General features: G+C 39.3%; 14 protein-coding genes and 1 tRNA gene. 7 read left to right on the forward strand and 8 right to left on the reverse strand.

The window, feature by feature from the left end:
* Nucleotides 1-175 precede the first annotated feature (175 nt).
* Nucleotides 176-514, forward strand: a complete 339-nt coding sequence (locus tag H6F39_RS02695) for a cyclase family protein (RefSeq protein WP_370539358.1) — start codon at nucleotides 176-178, stop codon at nucleotides 512-514.
* Between the two features lie 474 nt (nucleotides 515-988).
* Here the strand turns inward: H6F39_RS02695 and H6F39_RS02700 are convergent, their stop codons facing one another.
* Nucleotides 989-1,183: a hypothetical protein gene (locus H6F39_RS02700; RefSeq protein ID WP_028083365.1), complete on the reverse strand. Its 195-nt coding sequence runs from the start codon at nucleotides 1,181-1,183 to the stop codon at nucleotides 989-991.
* Nucleotides 1,184-1,931: 748 nt separating this feature from the next.
* Here H6F39_RS02700 and H6F39_RS02705 point away from each other — a divergent pair.
* Nucleotides 1,932-3,041: an SGNH/GDSL hydrolase family protein gene (locus tag H6F39_RS02705; RefSeq protein ID WP_137906749.1), complete on the forward strand. Its 1,110-nt coding sequence runs from the start codon at nucleotides 1,932-1,934 to the stop codon at nucleotides 3,039-3,041.
* 219 nt (nucleotides 3,042-3,260) lie between these two features.
* Complete coding sequence (locus tag H6F39_RS02710) at nucleotides 3,261-4,127, forward strand: hypothetical protein (RefSeq protein WP_190371199.1); 867 nt, start codon at nucleotides 3,261-3,263, stop codon at nucleotides 4,125-4,127.
* 40 nt (nucleotides 4,128-4,167) lie between these two features.
* On the opposite strand, the gene nadA is transcribed toward H6F39_RS02710, so the two are convergent.
* On the reverse strand, nucleotides 4,168-5,133 hold the full coding sequence (gene nadA / locus H6F39_RS02715; RefSeq protein WP_190396172.1) for a quinolinate synthase NadA: 966 nt from the start codon (nucleotides 5,131-5,133) through the stop codon (nucleotides 4,168-4,170).
* Nucleotides 5,134-5,284: 151 nt separating this feature from the next.
* Between nadA and H6F39_RS02720 the strand changes: the two genes are divergently transcribed.
* The gene (locus H6F39_RS02720) at nucleotides 5,285-6,196 is read left to right on the forward strand and encodes a TIGR04168 family protein (RefSeq protein WP_190396173.1); all 912 of its coding nucleotides are present in this window, start codon (nucleotides 5,285-5,287) and stop codon (nucleotides 6,194-6,196) included.
* Between the two features lie 76 nt (nucleotides 6,197-6,272).
* Nucleotides 6,273-6,357, forward strand: a tRNA-Ser gene (locus H6F39_RS02725).
* A gap of 134 nt (nucleotides 6,358-6,491) precedes the next feature.
* Here H6F39_RS02725 and purF read toward each other — a convergent pair.
* The 3 genes from purF to ptsP all read right to left on the reverse strand — a co-directional run bounded on the left by purF (nucleotide 6,492) and on the right by ptsP (nucleotide 13,185).
* Nucleotides 6,492-7,982 (reverse strand): amidophosphoribosyltransferase, encoded by a 1,491-nt coding sequence (gene purF / locus H6F39_RS02730; RefSeq protein ID WP_137906752.1) that lies wholly within the window; start codon nucleotides 7,980-7,982, stop codon nucleotides 6,492-6,494.
* Between the two features lie 212 nt (nucleotides 7,983-8,194).
* Nucleotides 8,195-10,579, reverse strand: a complete 2,385-nt coding sequence (gene purL / locus H6F39_RS02735) for a phosphoribosylformylglycinamidine synthase subunit PurL (RefSeq protein WP_190396174.1) — start codon at nucleotides 10,577-10,579, stop codon at nucleotides 8,195-8,197.
* Nucleotides 10,580-10,683: 104 nt separating this feature from the next.
* Entirely contained in the window at nucleotides 10,684-13,185 is a 2,502-nt protein-coding gene (gene ptsP / locus H6F39_RS02740) for a phosphoenolpyruvate--protein phosphotransferase (protein ID WP_199290840.1), read from the reverse strand.
* 280 nt (nucleotides 13,186-13,465) lie between these two features.
* On the opposite strand from ptsP, the gene H6F39_RS02745 reads away from it, so the two are divergent.
* Nucleotides 13,466-13,831, forward strand: a complete 366-nt coding sequence (locus H6F39_RS02745; RefSeq protein WP_137906755.1) for a hypothetical protein — start codon at nucleotides 13,466-13,468, stop codon at nucleotides 13,829-13,831.
* A gap of 58 nt (nucleotides 13,832-13,889) precedes the next feature.
* On the opposite strand, the gene aroB is transcribed toward H6F39_RS02745, so the two are convergent.
* A complete protein-coding gene (aroB, locus tag H6F39_RS02750) occupies nucleotides 13,890-14,987 on the reverse strand; it encodes a 3-dehydroquinate synthase (protein ID WP_137906785.1) in 1,098 nt (365 codons plus the stop codon).
* Nucleotides 14,988-15,129: 142 nt separating this feature from the next.
* Between aroB and petL the strand changes: the two genes are divergently transcribed.
* Nucleotides 15,130-15,222, forward strand: a complete 93-nt coding sequence (petL, locus tag H6F39_RS02755) for a cytochrome b6-f complex subunit PetL (protein ID WP_168359855.1) — start codon at nucleotides 15,130-15,132, stop codon at nucleotides 15,220-15,222.
* Nucleotides 15,223-15,390: 168 nt separating this feature from the next.
* On the opposite strand, the gene H6F39_RS02760 is transcribed toward petL, so the two are convergent.
* Nucleotides 15,391-16,068, reverse strand: a complete 678-nt coding sequence (locus H6F39_RS02760) for an MAE_28990/MAE_18760 family HEPN-like nuclease (RefSeq protein ID WP_190396175.1) — start codon at nucleotides 16,066-16,068, stop codon at nucleotides 15,391-15,393.
* Entirely contained in the window at nucleotides 16,068-17,150 is a 1,083-nt protein-coding gene (locus H6F39_RS02765) for a DUF262 domain-containing protein (RefSeq protein WP_137906758.1), read from the reverse strand. Before H6F39_RS02765 ends, H6F39_RS02760 begins: the two co-directional genes overlap by 1 nt.
* Nucleotides 17,151-17,163 lie beyond the last annotated feature (13 nt).

Raw genomic sequence — 17,163 nt, forward strand, 5'->3', positions numbered from 1 at the left:
CTCTCATTTCTTGCTTTCTGAATAATAAATTTTTTAATCATCTTGAATTCGGACTCCTTAGGAAACTTTACTTTCTCACACCACCCCCCTTTTAATGATATGTATTCTCATTAAGCTTATTTCTCTTTAATTGATCGTTAGTTATTATGTACTACTATCTCTGCTTTTTTGATCTGTGACAGTTCAGGGTGCGGAATGTGGGTTAAATCACCAGGCGTTCTTTGGACAGGACACAGCCGGAAAAATGCACTTTCCCGGTTTTAGCTATCAGGCAACTGAGTTTTTAATTAAACATAGAAAAATAGCTGGAGTCGGTATTGATACTCACGGTGTAGACTCTGGGCAGGATACCAGTTTTACTATAAATCGTTTGCTGTTAGAGCGATCGCTAATTGTCCTGGAAAATCTTACGAATTTAGATCAGTTACCACCTCAAGATATTACCTTAATCATTGGTATTCTTAGATTAAGAGGAGGTTCTGGTTCTCCGGCTGCGGTAATGGCATTATTTTGAATTTTTATTTTTTTAAGTTATTTTTTAAGTTATTTTTTAAGTTATTTTTTTAAGTTATTTTTTTAAGTTATTTTTTTTAATATTTTCTAGCATAACACCGGAAAATGTTTAAGCTTGATTAAATTTGTGACAGATGAAGAATATCTAAAACTAGATATCTTCACTTTTTTAAACACAGCGGAGGTGATTGCTAAAGATTAGCAATACCGCTGGTTAGGTTTTCAAATACAGCAGTTTTCGAGAAGATGAGATACATATTTAGCGGGCAAGATGCCCGCACCACAGGAGTTTGATTATTCCGGTTTGTACCCCATTTGAATCAAATATCCTGTAAATGAGAATTACTTAATGGGAGTTTGCTATTATTCCGGTCAAGAGTAGAGACGTGGTTTATTGTACTGCTACTCTTGCCATTAATTCTAGATTATGAACTGGAGGCTTGAGACTTGGAATTATAGACTCTGACCAGCAGTTTTAGATTTCACCATTAACCTGCATTTGATGAACTTGATCTGCTAACTCTTGACGCTGTTGGGCGTCTAACTTATCAATTGCCAACATTCCCATAAGAATAACCTCTTTCAAGGTTAAGCGAGTTGAATGTGCCTGTTTTTGCACAATCTCCTTAATGATGGGACTAACACCGATTGCTGTACTAGCTCTAGCCACGGAATAAAAGGAAACATTAATAACTTCGCATACATCCTAGCACTTTTCGCGCAGTTATTCTACACCTCTAGAACTGATATGCTTTTGTTTTGATAGATGTTCATATATCTAATCCAGACTATAAGTGGCAAGCAGACCCGGTAATTCTGCAAATATAACTTTTTGACGACGGGTATAACCATTCTATAGCAAGCATTTCCACGATTTACTTATTTTGCCATACAAAACTATGTTTTTTGCATAACACAAAAAAGTTAAATATTTTTACTTAAAATAAATAAAGTATAAATTATATATAAATATATATAATTTATATGTCATGTAACCCTTGTAAATTACACCTTTTAGCTTTTCTTAGAAATTTTTATTGATATGTATTTATACATAAAAAATAATTTATTAATTTTTATTAAAAATAAACAGCACAAACAACTCATAATTGTCATCTATCAAAAGTATGAGATTGTGGTTTTGACTAAAATTCATGTGAAAACAATGGTGAAAGATGAACAGACAAAAGGCAGGAAAGATTATGTAGTCAAGATTTCAGACTCCCGACTCTAAAAACTGGGTATTTTTTAATGCTGACATTGGGGTATAGCTGATAGCCAGGTTAATCTAAGTCCATGACATTGCTGAATAACGCTAAATATCGTCAAATAGTACAATGCTCGAAATCTTCCTGAATTCACCTAACTAAGGCCGTCATAAGAAAAAGTAGTGAATACCTACAAGGAAGAAAACAACTATGAGTGGATCTTATCTCTTGGCCGCAAGCTTATTAACAGGATTAGTAATACCAACACCAGTGCTTCCACAGATACCTAATCCTGGGAAAAATTCTCCATCTTTGTTGGATTTAGCGCCGGGTTTCCAGTCTGACAACAGCAGAAAAATCTCCCTCCGGGAAATTGCTGTACCTGAATTTAGCAGTCAAACTGAACCTTCTTCAGCAGGTGGAAAAAGTATCTCCGGGATTAATACATCATTACCAGAATTTAGCAAACAAACTTTTTCGCCTCATAAAAAGTCGTCAAAATTTAGACAATATAGGTTATTAAATCCAGTTAAATCATCATTCAACTTTAATAGCCAAAAAAGTAAAACAAAGCCACATATCTCTGGTCGTAAACTTTACCAGCAAAGACTAGCCTCACTGAGAATTGGTCAAATTTATACGCGCACGGATAATGATGACAATTTAGAATCATCCTGGCAGTTAGACAAAACATCTAAACCAACTTATCAAGACTGGAAAAGCTTATTAACCATGGAAGCTAAGGCCATTAGTCAAGGTCAAGGTACAAATCGTTTGAGTATCTTGGTAGGTGATTCTTTGAGTTTGTGGTTTCCGAAAGAAAACCTGCCTGTGGGTAAATTATGGCTAAATCAGGGCATATCTGGAGATACTTCCCAGGGTGTTTTTCAAAGATTGTCGGCATTTTCCACAACCAGACCAGATGTGATTTACTTAATGATTGGGATTAACGATTTACGTAAGGGTGCTAGTAACAAGTCAATTTTGCTCAATTCCCAGCGAATTATCCACAGTTTACGTCAGAGTCATCCCACAAGTCAGATTATTATGCAATCTATTTTACCTGTGCGATCTGGGAAAATTGCTAACAGTCGGATTCGTTACATTAACGCCCAACTAGCTGTAATTGCCAAACAGCAAGGAGTTAATTATCTGAATATTCACCATTTGTTTACGGATGTTGATGGCAACTTGCTTCCTGAATTAAGTACAGACGGATTGCATTTATCTCCAGCCGGATATCAAGTGTGGCAATTCGCACTTGAGCAAACAGAATATAGGGTTGCCCAAATTAACAATTCAGGTTCATTGGGGAATTAGAGTGGTGAAGATGCGTATTCTACAAGACTTCCATATAATTGATCTATGCAAATTAAATGTATATTAACGTAAGTTGCTGGTTGAGAAAAAAGGCAAGGGGCAAGGGCAAGAGGTAAGAATTTCTACCAATTACCAATCACCAGCCTAAATTTACATAACTAGCAACTTGGGTTATGTTATTTCACAGGTCAGGGTGTGAGAACTATCACTAAATATCAAATGGTAGATCGGATAAATGATATCGCTTGGCAAGCTCACCAAGGAAGCGTTGCAGCGATTATTCAAGTCTTGAATGAAAGGCTAATTATATCTGGTGTGAGAACTAGGGCGATTTTCGCGGCTGGTGTGTTGCAAATTTTGTGTGAAGCGGCTACGGTGGAGCAACTTGAGCAATGTACCTTGGTTCCAAAAATCCAACAAATTTTGGAGTCAATTGCACCGCGTCACATTCGTCGAGTCTATATCAATAGTCGAATTGTACGAGAAGAACAATTACTATGGTTAAAGGAAATTCACGATGATGCCGATCATCAATTTCTATGGTCACAGGAAGTTATATTGTCCCAACCAAATTTCTGGAAGCGGCTAATTCGAGATTTAAGGGAAACTGATGCCAAATCCAGAAAACCTATTTTAGCTCAACCGCAATCTTTACTCAAGAATCGGGATCAAGGGAAAATTTCAGTCAACACTGGGGTAATAGCTGTTTCTGGTTTATGTTCACTAATTTTACTGGCTTGGTTGGATTTTCGCTTAGGTAATACACTAAAAAGTTTGTTAATATTCATAGGTTCTCAATCTTCGCAAACAGCAAATCAAAGATCGTCTAGCCAAAGTCTTTCGACACCATTTGATGATCCATTTGCCGCTTCTGTACGACTGGCTAACCGGGCTAGTGTTGCTAGTAGAACAGCTATCACCTCAACTCAGTGGTTGGAGTTGGCTGCTACTTGGCAACGGGCTTCTGATTTAATGAGTCAGGTTTCACCTAGCCACAGCCGCTATCAAGAAGCACAAATTAGAACTAAATTATACAAGAAGTTTAGTCAGGTTGCCCAGAAAAAAGCTGAGAAAAGTGAATTGTGAGCAGGTTCAGATTTCAGATTTCTGATTTCTGAAATTTCCACTATTTACTCATTTCTAACATCCGTCGCATGGGTCGCAACGCAGCTAGGCGGATTTCTTCTGACATGGTAATTTCTGGTGTGCGATTTTTCATGGCTAAATACAGTTTTTCTAAGGTATTTAACCGCATAAATGGACATTCGTTACAGTTACAATCATTCTGTGGAGGTGCGGGAATGAAGTTTTTCTCAGGTGCTAGTTTTTGCATCTGGTGAATGATTCCTGGCTCTGTAGCCACGATAAATTCCTGGCTAGGGCTGGTTTGACAATAATTGAGTAAGGCAGCTGTAGAGCCAATAAAGCTGGCGTGACGTAAGACGCTGGTTTCACATTCGGGGTGAGCGATCGCTTCCGCTTGAGGATGTGTAATTTTCAACTCCACTATTTTCTTTTCCGAAAAAGTTTCATGAACAATACAACTACCTTGCCATAGGAGCATTTCCCGTCCGGTTTGTTCGATTACATACCGTCCTAAGTTCCGATCTGGGGCAAAAATAATTGGCTGTTGAGGGGGTATTTGCTGGACAATTTTCACAGCGTTGGCACTGGTGCAGATAATATCGCTCATGGCTTTGATTTCAGCCGAGCAGTTAATATAGGAAATAACTAAATGGTCAGGGTGTGCGGCTTTGAAAGCTGCAAACTCTTGAGGAGGACAACTATCTGCTAAAGAACAACCTGCATTGATATCTGGTAATAGTACCAATTTATCCGGGTTGAGGATTTTGGCGGTTTCCGCCATGAAGTGAACACCAGTAAAAACAATTACATCTGCTTTAGTATTTGCCGCAGCTTTGGCTAATTGCAAGGAGTCACCAATAAAGTCGGCAATGTCTTGAATATCAGGGTCTTGGTAGTAGTGGGCTAATATTACCGCATTCAGTTCTGTTTTGAGATCCTCAATGGCAGTAAATAAATCTAATGGTAGATTATCTGATTTCGGTTGAGTAAGTGTAGTTGTAAACACAATTAAAAACTGCTGTTTTAGAGAATGAGATGACCTTGTGGATTAAATTATAGTAGTTTTTACCAAAAATAGGGGATGATTGATATTAGCAATTTATGCCCAAATTCCTTGGAGTTTCCTATCCTGGAGATATACGGCTTTTTAAAGTGGCATGACCAGTCAGAAAACTCAATCAAAACCTGTGAAAATTGCTGTAGTTGGGGATATTCACGACCAATGGGACGTGGAAGATGGTATGGCACTTAAACATCTTGGTGTGGACTTAGTGCTGTTTGTCGGCGATTTCGGGAATGAATCAGTAGAAGTGGTAAAAACGATCGCTTCCCTAGATATTCCCAAAGCAGCGGTAATGGGCAACCATGACGCATGGTACTCGGCCACCGAGTGGGGACGCAAAAAATGTCCTTATGACCGCACCAAGGAAGACTGGGTGCAGGAACAACTAGATTTATTAGGATCTGCTCAAGTCGGTTATGGTAAGTTAGATTTTCCTCAGTGGAATTTAACTGTGGTGGGTGGTCGTCCTTTTACCTGGGGCGGACCTGAATGGCGATTTGCAGAAATGTGTCAAGAACGTTATGGTGTCTCTAGTTTAGAGGATTCCGCAGATAAAATTGTCAAAGCTGCAAAAACTGCTACTTGCGATCATATTATTTTTCTAGGACACAATGGACCTAGTGGTTTAGGCGATCGCGCTGAGGACCCTTGTGGCAAAGATTGGCATCCCATTGGCGGTGATTTTGGTGATCCTGATTTAGCGGCGGCCATTTCTCAAACTCTCAACATGAACAAAACAGTTTCTTTAGTTGCTTTTGGTCATATGCACCGGACTTTGCGCCATACTAAGAAACTAGAAAGGAAAGCTGTATTTAAAAGCCCAGAAGGGACTATTTACTTAAATGCTGCTAATGTCCCCAGAATTGTCCAGGAAAACGGCGTAAAATTACGGAATTTCTCCCTGGTCTTTTTAGATGGGGGTATGGTGACAAAAGTTGCTCTCGTTTGGGTGGGTAAGGACTACCAGGTGGCGGCTGAGGAAATTTTTTATAATTCTTTGGTTTGATCGCTGCCAATTCTGTAATTATATGTTATGATTCTATTTGTCAGTTTTGATTTTCAACAATTCTGGCAAATAATCTGGAGAGGTGGCAGAGTGGTCGATTGCGCCTGACTTGAAATCAGGTGAAGTGAGAGCTTCCGGGAGTTCGAATCTCCCCCTCTCCGTTTGATTTTTTTATCGCATTGACTTGTTAATTATCAATTACAGCACGTTCGGCTTGAGTAAGGTACACCATTGGCGGGCAAGATGCCCGCACCACACTGGCTAGAATTTAAGTTACAGTTTCAAACCCAATTTTCTAAACTACAACCTTTTCCAAAATCAATTTAGAACGCTTTACTTGTTCAGGAATAGCAACGGGATAATTACCAGTAAAACAAGCAGAACAAAAACTATTAGTATCTTCTCTGGTGGTTTCTAACATTCCTTCCCAACTCAAATAAGCCAGACTATCAACTTGTAATTGTTTGGCTATTTCCGCTACTGATTTTGTGGCAGCAATTAATTGATCTTGAGTATCAGTATCAATACCATAAAAACAAGGGTGTGTGACAGGAGGAGAGGAAATTCTCATGTGAACTTCCGCCGCGCCAGCATCACGTAAAGCCTGGACTAGTTTGCGGCTAGTAGTTCCCCTAACAATGGAATCATCAATAATTACTACTCGCTTACCGAATAACACATCTTTGAGGGGGTTAAGTTTCATGCGGATACCTGATTCTCGCATGGCTTGGGTAGGCTGAATAAAGGTGCGGCCGACGTAGCGATTTTTAATCAGTCCCTCACCATAGGCTATACCGGAAGCTTGGGAAAAGCCAATGGCCGCAGGTATACCAGAATCAGGGACACCAAATACTAAATCGGCTTCTACGGGGGATTCTGCTGCCATTTTCCGTCCTAATCGCATTCGATAACTGTATAAAGTTTCATTGTGCATGAGGCTATCAGGACGGGCAAAATAAATCATTTCAAAGATACAAAGTTTACGTTCTGACTGTTGATGCCACTGAAATGATTCTAAGCCAGTTTCGGTAATCCATACTAATTCTCCAGGGGCGACATCACGCAGATATTCCGCACCGATAATATCTAAACCGCAAGTTTCGGAAGCGAGAACGTAACGGACGGGGTTACTATCTAAAGTACCAATTACTAAGGGACGAATCCCGTTAGGATCACGGACTCCCATCACACCTACGGGTGTAGCAATAGTTAGGCTAAATGCGCCTTGACAACGATGGAAGGCACTCATGGCCGCTATTACCCAATCTGCACCAGCATTAACTTCTTGAGCGATCGCATAAGCAATCATTTCTGAGTCCGTTGTCGTGACTAAGTTAAACTTATCTTTGACCAGTTCGGAACGCAATTGGACGGTATTGACTAGATTCCCGTTATGTGCTAAGGCTAATAAACCCAAACGAGTTTCCACCACAGCCGGTTGGGCGTTAACTTTACGACTAGAACCAGTAGTAGAATAACGGGTATGACCGACTGCCAGATTTCCGGGTAATTGCTCTAGAATAGTCTCATTGAAGACTTGAGATACCAGTCCCATATCCTTGTGTTGGTGAACGCGCGAACCCTCAAATGTAGCAATACCAGCAGATTCTTGACCCCGATGCTGGAGAGCGTATAGTCCAAAATATGTTAATTTAGCAACATCTTGTTCTGGGGCATAAATGCCAAAAATACCACAAGCTTCTTCGGGCTTGTCACTAGTATTTTCATGACTGTTGATTGAGTTATTGAGGTATTCATCCGCAATTACGGAATTAGCGAGAATCATGCTGGTATTACTCCTGGTGGGGTGTCGAGTCACTGGGGATTGGAAATTACTCACAAGAGCGCGGGGGAGAGGGGGAAAATTAAGAACTATTACCCATTACCTTTTGCTTCTTAACAAATCGTTAACCATCCATTAAAACAGTACCTTAAATTGGTGAAGGATCAAGTATGAATTGTAAATTTTTATGTTCAAACCTTGATTTTTGCCCTGGTCTAGGTGTTATTCTGAACTCCCAGACGTTTAGAGATTGCCCCATAATAGCGATCGCGCATATCTTCAATACTAACCTGGACTAACTTATGGTTATCTGCGGTTAAAATTTGCAAATTGCCAGAATTAACTACTTTACCGAGTTTTTGCCAATATTCCCCCAAATGCTCCTGTAAATAAGATTCCCAAATTTCTTGATTTTCGTCACTGACAGAAACTAAAATTCTGGACCCACCTTCACCGAATAGGACTTCATCAAATCGTAAATCATGATTTGTCGTGATTGGGAAATTAATTTCCGCCCCCAAATTCCCAGAAAGACAAGATTCCGCTATTGCAACAGCCAAACCACCCTCAGCGGTATCATGGGCGGATTTTACCCAAAGGGCGCGAATACCATGACGACAAGCCTTTTGTACACACCGTTCTAACTCAAAATCAACTCTAGGCGGCCTACCTGCAATTGTATGATGAATCGTGGCCAAATATTCAGAAGCGCCTAATTCGATTTTAGATTTTAGATTTTGGATTTTGGATTGAATAGGTAAACCAAGCAGATAAATTATATCACCTGGATTTTGCCAAGCTTGTCCGCAAATTTTAGTCAAGTCTTCAATTAAACCCACCATACCCACAACCGGAGTCGGGTAAATTGGTTGAGGATTACCCTCCGCGTCAAAAGTTTCATTATATAGGGACACATTCCCTCCAGTTACTGGCGTTCCCAACTCCCGACAACCTTCACTCAAGCCTTCACAAGCGGACGCTAATTGCCAATAACCAATGGGGTTTTCTGGACTACCAAAATTGAGGTTATCCGTCACAGCCAGGGGTTCAGCACCCACACAGCTAAGATTCCGGGCAGCTTCTGCTACTACTGCCTTAGCTCCTTCATAAGGATCAAGATAGACATAGCGAGAATTACAGTCTACCGTAGCCGCAACAGCAAGGTTGCGATTTTGGATTTCAGATTTCGGATTTTGAATTTCTACTAAGGGACGAAGACGAACTACAGCAGCATCAGCCCCTCCTGGTAATAATACTGTGTTATTTTGAACTTGATGATCATATTGGCGATAAACCCAGCTTTTAGAAGCAATAGTAGGAGTATCTAACAAAGTCAATAAAATATGATTCCAACTTTGCCAATTTCTGCCAATTTCAATTCCTGTCACATCACAAGCGGGTAAATTATCTTTTGTCCATTGCCAAGCCTTGTAAGCATACTCTGGTGCTTCTGTCAATAATTCTCTTTCATATAAAGGTGTATTTTCCGCTAAAGCATCTGCGGGGATTTCGGCGGCAATTTTTCCCTCAAACCAAATCCTGACAATGGGTTCAGCAATTACTGTACCTGCAACTACCGCTTGTAGTCCCCAACGGTGGAAAATAGCGATTAATTCCTGTTCTCGTCCTTTTTCGGCGACAAATAACATTCTTTCTTGAGATTCCGACAGCAGATATTCATAGGGTATCATTCCTGACTCCCGCACCGGAATTTTATCTAAATCAAATTCAATACCGACACCACCTTTAGCGGCCATTTCCGAAGTTGAACAAGTGATACCCGCAGCACCCATATCCTGCGCTGCTACTACAGCCCCGGTTTTAAATGCTTCTAAACAAGCTTCAATTAAGGATTTTTCTAAAAATGGATCTCCCACTTGCACCGCAGGACGATTATCCATGGACTCCTCGGTTAATTCCGCACTAGCAAAACTTGCCCCGCCCATACCGTCCCGTCCGGTGGTTGAACCCACATACAGCACCGGATTTCCCAGTCCTGAAGCCCCTGATTTGACAATTTCCGACGTTTCCATCAAACCCAGAGCCATGACGTTAACTAGGGGATTTCCAGAGTAAGCGGGGTCAAAATACACTTCACCACCCACTGTGGGAACACCAACACAGTTACCATAATGACTTATGCCCGCAACTACGCCTGTAAACAATCTTTGAGTTTTCGGGTCATTCAAGTCACCAAAGCGCAAAGAATTTAATAAAGCAATAGGACGCGCCCCCATTGTAAATATATCTCTTAGTATCCCACCTACTCCAGTAGCAGCACCTTGAAATGGTTCAACAGCGGAAGGGTGGTTATGGGATTCTATTTTAAACGCTAATTGTAGTCCATCGCCAATATCAACGACTCCGGCATTTTCACCAGGTCCAACGAGAATACGCGGTCCTGTGGTGGGAAACTGTTTGAGTAAGGGACGGGAATTTTTATAACAGCAATGTTCAGACCACATGACCCCGAACATACCCAGTTCGGCTTTGTTAGGGTGACGACCTAAACGACGGACGATTTCTGTATATTCTTCTGGTTTTATGCCTTCTGAGGCAATTTCTTGGGGAGAAAAGGGATTTTCGGAGGTGGTGGTCATGGTAGTTATACACCAAGAGGACAGAGGAATATTTTATAGCAACATAACGCATAATTCAGGACTGCTATATAAATTCTAGCAAAGCTAGACATTTAATTCTGAGGCTAACTGAGGCTAACTCTGACACTGGTTGCAGAATCTTGTTTTAATGCAACCAAGGCCATGGCTTGTGCTTGTGTCATAGTTAGCTTAGTAATCTCTTGTTTCAGTGTTGCTACTGATTGGGGATTGACACTCAACTCATCTAAACCCAAACCTAATAAAATTGGTGTAATTAAAGTCTCTGCGGCCACTTCTCCACATAATCCTACCCAAATATTTGCTGCATGGGCAGCTTGTACGGTTTGCTGAATCATGCGTAATACCGCAGGTTGTAAAGCATCGGCTAAATTTGCTACTCTGGGATTATTCCGATCACAGGCCATGACATACTGACTCAAATCATTAGTCCCAATACTAAAAAATTGTACTTCCTTAGCTAACTGATCAGCAATCGCTACGGCTGCGGGTGTCTCAATCATAATTCCCAGTTGCATATTTTCATCAAAGGGAATTTCTTCTTGACGCAATTCTCCCTGTACTTGGGCTAAAATTACCTTGGCTGCCCTAACTTCTGCTAGACTGGTAATCATCGGCAACATAATTTTGAGATTATTCCCAGCACTAGCGCGTAAAATTGCCCTTAAGTGAGTTTTAAATAACTGAGGATTTTCCAAACAGAAGCGAATACCGCGCACTCCTAAAAAAGGATTCGCTTCTGTCATTCCCGTATTCATATAAGCCAGTGGTTTATCTCCACCCACGTCAAGGGTGCGTATAATTAAAGGGCGATTTTCCAGAATTTTGGAAATAGACTGATATACTGTTAATTGCTCCTCTTCTCCGGGTAAACTATCACCATTGAAGTATAAAAATTCAGTTCTTAGTAGTCCTACACCTTCTGCTCCGTTGACAATTGCTAATTTAGCATCAGCAATACTACTTATATTAGCTAAGACTGTAATCCGCCGCCCGTCCAGGGTAATAGCTGGTTTTCGCGCCTGTTTTCGCGCTTCCTCCTGGGCGGTTTGCCAAGCTTGACGTTTCGCTTCTAAAATGCCTAAAATCCCTGCTGCTGGGTTAATCCAAGCTTTACCACTTTCCCCGTCCAGTGCCATTAGAGTCCCATTTTCCACCTTTAATATTTTTGCGTCTACACCCAAAACCGTGGGAATTCCCAAAGTCCGCGCAATAATAGCACTGTGGGAAGTCGCACTACCTAAAGTTGTACAAATACCTATAACTTGAGTAGGATCTAATCTAGCAGTATCGGAGGGAGTTAAATCTGTAGCCAGAACTATAGATGGTGTGGTTATTTCCAAGTTAGCAGGAGCATTACCAAGTAAGATTCGCAACACACGCTTCCCTATATCTACTAGATCAGCCACCCGTTCTTGCAAGTAAGTATCCTCAAGTTGATCATAAGAATTTGCTACTTCATCCACTACCGCTTGCCAAGCTGCTTCTGCATTAATATGTTTCTCGAAAATCTGTTTACGTACCGATTCTAATAGTACAGGATCTTCTAAAAATAGGAGATGGGCATCAAAAATCGCTGCTTCCGCATCACCAAGCAAATAAGCATGAGATAATAACGCTTGAACTTCTTGTTTAGCTACTTGTATAGATGCTTGTAATCTATGCCACTCTATTTCTACGTTCTCTACATTATATTGCGTAATATGAATGGGTACAGACCCGTAGTGAACTACCGGAGCGATCGCTATTCCTGGTGAAGCAGCAATTCCCAGTAGTTCACCTTCTGTCACTGCTGTAACTTCCTTGGGTGTCACTATTCGCATTTTAACAACACTATCATCTTCTCCAAAATTATTGACAATTAATGCTTTTAATGCTGTTAATGCTGCTTGAGCATCTGTACCAGTAGCGGTAATTAATAATTCATGGCCTTGACGCGCCCCTAAAGTAGCAACTTGGTTAATACTATCACTGCGAACCGCTGCTGTACCCCTTGTTAAATTTTGTACCTGAATTTGGGATTTATAGCGGGATGCAGTCGCTACAAATTGCGCTGCTGGACGGGCGTGTAAGCCTAAGCGGTTCTTAATAGTCAGTCTCATTTCCTGAGAATTTTCGTCACTGACACTCCCTGTCTGCACTAAAGGACAAGTGTGGGGCTTGAGATGATCCTGAACACCTAACATTGTAGCTTTCGCTGATAATGCTCCCTGGGCTTCAGCGATAACTTCCTGAATATTGTTACCAGCAGCGGCCGAAACAGCCGCCGCTAGAGTTCCTTCTACTAAAGGTGCTGAACATAAATATACTTTGGCTCGTTGTTCTGGAGATAGAAACTCTAAGGCCATTTCTGCACTCATCACTGCGCTACCTAAATCCATCAATACTAAAACACCATGATCTGAAAAGACAGAATTGATAGCTTGACATACCTGCATCACATCTGTACCCAGCGGATTCTCGGAATCTTCAATTCCTGCTGCAATAGCTATGGGAACTCTTTCATCAACCATTTGCACAGCAAGTTCCCGCACTCCCAGTGCTAATTGTTGACTATGAGAAACTATAACTAGTGATATAATGCTCATATTGTGTTGACGGATAACTACTTAAATATTAATAAATTAATGATTGTTTAGATTTGAGCTTTTCCGGGCAAAATACTGATATTTTCTAACTTAGATGAGTGATATTTTTAAACGTGGCTAAATACAATATTTATTATATTTAAGTCCATTTTTTAGACATCTATTCTCATTCTATCAACTTAGCGATTCAATGTCAAAACTAAGATATAGTAATTAATAACCAAGTTCTCGGAAAAGATAAATTGGTTTATTCCCTCAATTATAAGATTTTTAAAAGTACATGAACAAAAGATTTATTTTAACCTTGATTTCTAGCCCCGTCTTGTTCACATCCATGCTATCTATGGTGGTGATGGCTAGACCTGCTCATGCTAATCAGGTATCTGATACTACTGGTACTCATCTATCTTGTGTCATGTCTCCCCATTCTGCAACTCCAAAACAGGTATGTATACAAGTTAGTAATACTCCTCCCTCTGTTGCCAAAGAACCTGTCCAAATAGCACAAGCGCAAACAAATAACCCCAAAGAATTAGAATTTTCTGATGCCGAAAGTGATCTGGCGATCAAGTTATTTGGCTGTGATTGTCCAGTTTGTATCAATGCTGCTCGTCAATTAGACGGTTTAGCTCCTTTACCAGTTTAATACCAGTTTAATAGGTGACAGGGTAATTGGGAAAAATTTACCCATTACCCATTATCCATTACCCCTTATTTCCTAACAATACTTCTCTAATTATTTCCGTTGGTACTTCGTCAGTAACTTTCACTGCACCAATTTGGGTGGGTAGTACAAACCGGACTTTACCAGATTTAACTTTTTTATCTAACTGTAAAGCATCAATAATTGCTTCAACATCTAAACCTGTGGGTATTTGGGTGGGTAAACCTGCTTTTTTAATTAAGGCCTTTTGACATTCTGTGTCTGTTTGTGGCCAAAGTCCTAATTTGACAGCAATTTCTCCCGCTGCTACCATACCAATACCTACAGCTTCACCGTGTTTTAACAGACGATACTCAGTTAAGCTTTCCACAGCATGACCGATAGTATGACCATAATTCAAAATTGCCCTCAGTCCAGATTCTTTTTCGTCTTTGCTGACCACATCTGCCTTTGCTTGACAGGAATGAGTTAATATGCTGTTTATCAGGTCGGATTTTACATAGCGGAGTTGGTCAAGGTGTTTGCTTGCTGCTAATTGAGTAAACAATTCGGTATCCCAAATGATACCATATTTGATCACCTCTGCCATTCCTGCTCGAAATTCCCTAGCTGGGAGGGTTTTTAACACTTCTGGGTCAATTAAGACTAAACTAGGTTGATGGAATGCACCAATCAAATTTTTACCGTGGGGATGATTTACACCAGTTTTTCCACCAATAGCTGAATCTACCATAGCCAGAAGACTGGTAGGGACTTGCACAACGTTGATTCCTCTCAGCCATGTAGCGGCTGCAAAGCCTGTCATATCACCAATAACACCTCCCCCCAAGGCCACCATGGTTGAGGAGCGTTCTAGGCGATTTTCCAGGGCGATATCGTAGAGTTTTTGAATGGAGTTGAGGGTTTTGTAACGTTCTCCAGGGGGTAGGTTGTAGCTAACAACTTGAAAACCGGCATTTTCTAAAGATGCGATCGCTCTTGGTCCATAATGTTTAAATATGATCGGGTTAGAAACTAGCAATACTTTCTTACCTAGTTTCAAACCGGCCATTTGTTCACCTAGTTGATTTAAACTCCCGGGTGCAATGGTAATATCATAGGATTTTTCTGGTATATCTACTTTAATTACAGATTTAATTACAGAACTCATTCCCTGACCCTAATATAATCACTCGTCTGGGTATTTTACCCCAATTTGATCACCTCTTTTCTATTCCCTGTTCCCTTTCATAATTATTGATGATTGAATAGAAATAAGTAACTAATGTGGAGAAAAACAAATGGCTGTAGTTGAATATGTTGTCTTTTTAGGCGTGTTTATGGGTGTAGCTGTTGGCTTGCTATTTGGTCTACGCAGCGCTAAGATACTGTAATCCAAAAATTAGACGCTAATTAAACCCACTTTATGTGGGTTTAGTCTATATTTAAAGTATATTAATTTGTGTAATTGCTTTTAGTAACATTTTTAAATTTCAGATTATTAATATTTATTATTTGTATCTTTTAAGACTTTTATTATAATACATAATTTCAGATATTTACTATTTGAGATAGGACTTTTCTATAAACCCAGTTTTAATTCTCTCAAACACTAAATCCATAAGTTTATCAACTACTTTAATTGCTCTTTCTAAGTCTTCTCTTGTTACAAGAATAGCGCCTTCTTGCCCATGAGCAATTGTATTTCTTTTGTCGAGCAGGAATTTATCGAGTTCTTTTACTAAGGAATAACCAGATCCAGGTTCTGGATATTCTGGAATCTTTTCTATATTAAAATCACTTAAGATTCTATTTAATACATCAAAACGAACATTGCTTTCTGTATTGAACTTCTTGGGATCAATTTCCAAGTGATTAGTTTTATAAAACATTCCCAATTTATTGAAAAAATTCACTTTTTTATGAAATTTATCTGCATCTGGATATTGTTTAAATTGCGGAAATGTAGATTCGATCTGATAGATGAGAATAGGATTGCAAACATCATCAATACTAAGTTCTAATTTATTTAACTCTTGAACATATGTTTTAAAAGCAGTTTGAATAAAACCTTCCCAAATAGAATAAATTATTGGGATTGAGTGGTAAAGAAATAATTCTTCATCTCTTTGTGAAAATCCGTATCTGACATAGAGCAATCTTAACCGTGACATTAATTCTCTTCTTTCCTCAATGTCTGACATTATTTTTTGTTCTAAAAGAGTAATCTGATTAGTCATTATTTATTGATGTTTCCAAATATTCTCTTTGCTTCTGTCAGACGATTGATAATTCTGTCTTTTTGATTATTTCCTCCTCTTCTAGACAACTTGGTTAAAATTGTATCTTTACGTACTTCTTTATCTATTTTATTTAAGATCACTTCTGATGGTTGAGATTTGTAATCATCATAGTTTTCTGCCACACCTATTGTAATAACATCATAAAGGGCAGTGGCAAAATTGCCGTCATCCTGACGAAAAATCTTTCTTCCTAAAGGTTTAAGTAATGCAAATACTTGAGTAAATATTTTTTTGTATCCGTCATAATCAAAACTTTCATTTTCTAAAGCATCTTTCATAAATTTAGTCATGTGTTGTGAAATACTGGTGCGGACTTTTTTGAGATTGTTGTAAAGAGAAATAAATCTCAAAGCCAATTCTTCATCATATAATTGCTCATATTGCTCATGACTTAAAGCGATTAATGTCCGAAAATCTTGATTAGCTGCAAGTTCTTTAAGAAAATCATTAAACTTGGGTGAAATATCTCTATAAATACAATTCCGAATCTCCTGAGTAGTTAAAGGAGAACCACCTGTATTCAATCTATTGAAAAGTTCAAAGCGCATATCATATTTACTATTCCATCTCAGAATTTCAACTCTGCAAGTTGATCTTTTTATGTTTAGTCGAAATTGATTTGGTATTGTTTCATAAGTGAATCCTTCTAAAGATTCTACTCTTTCACCTTTCATCAACTCCCAATTATTTTTATTTCTAATACCTTCATCTTCACTTTTTAAAACTCCAAAAAATGAAAGTACAGTAGAAATTCTTTGGAGACCATCAACTAATTCCCATACTCCATCCCCATCTTCGGCTACAAATATTGGAGGAATGGGAATACCTAAAAGTATAGACTCAATAAAGCGTGTTCTCTGTTCTTCATCCCAACGAAAATATCTTTGAAATGCAGGTTTAATAACAATTTCTTTATCTTCATACATACGCATTATTTCCCCGAAAGATACATCAAGTCTATCGGTGTGTAATAAATTTCTCTGTTCTTCAATTTGTATTTTCAGTTGTTCAGTATCCATATTATGTAATGTT

Source organism: Dolichospermum sp. FACHB-1250, assembly GCF_014696335.1.
In the GTDB taxonomy this organism is placed as follows: Bacteria; Cyanobacteriota; Cyanobacteriia; order Cyanobacteriales; family Nostocaceae; genus Dolichospermum; species Dolichospermum planctonicum.

Bases quoted from the DNA above. Each gene is read 5' to 3' on its own strand.
- petL (WP_168359855.1), top strand. From the start codon at position 15,130: ATGGCTGTAGTTGAATATGTTGTCTTTTTAGGCGTGTTTATGGGTGTA.
- H6F39_RS02745 (WP_137906755.1), top strand. From the start codon at position 13,466: ATGAACAAAAGATTTATTTTAACCTTGATTTCTAGCCCCGTCTTGTTC.
- H6F39_RS02720 (WP_190396173.1), top strand. From the start codon at position 5,285: ATGACCAGTCAGAAAACTCAATCAAAACCTGTGAAAATTGCTGTAGTT.
- H6F39_RS02710 (WP_190371199.1), top strand. From the start codon at position 3,261: ATGGTAGATCGGATAAATGATATCGCTTGGCAAGCTCACCAAGGAAGC.
- H6F39_RS02705 (WP_137906749.1), top strand. From the start codon at position 1,932: ATGAGTGGATCTTATCTCTTGGCCGCAAGCTTATTAACAGGATTAGTA.
- purL (WP_190396174.1), bottom strand. From the start codon at position 10,579: ATGACCACCACCTCCGAAAATCCCTTTTCTCCCCAAGAAATTGCCTCA.
- H6F39_RS02760 (WP_190396175.1), bottom strand. From the start codon at position 16,068: ATGACTAATCAGATTACTCTTTTAGAACAAAAAATAATGTCAGACATT.
- purF (WP_137906752.1), bottom strand. From the start codon at position 7,982: ATGATTCTCGCTAATTCCGTAATTGCGGATGAATACCTCAATAACTCA.
- ptsP (WP_199290840.1), bottom strand. From the start codon at position 13,185: ATGAGCATTATATCACTAGTTATAGTTTCTCATAGTCAACAATTAGCA.
- H6F39_RS02765 (WP_137906758.1), bottom strand. From the start codon at position 17,150: ATGGATACTGAACAACTGAAAATACAAATTGAAGAACAGAGAAATTTA.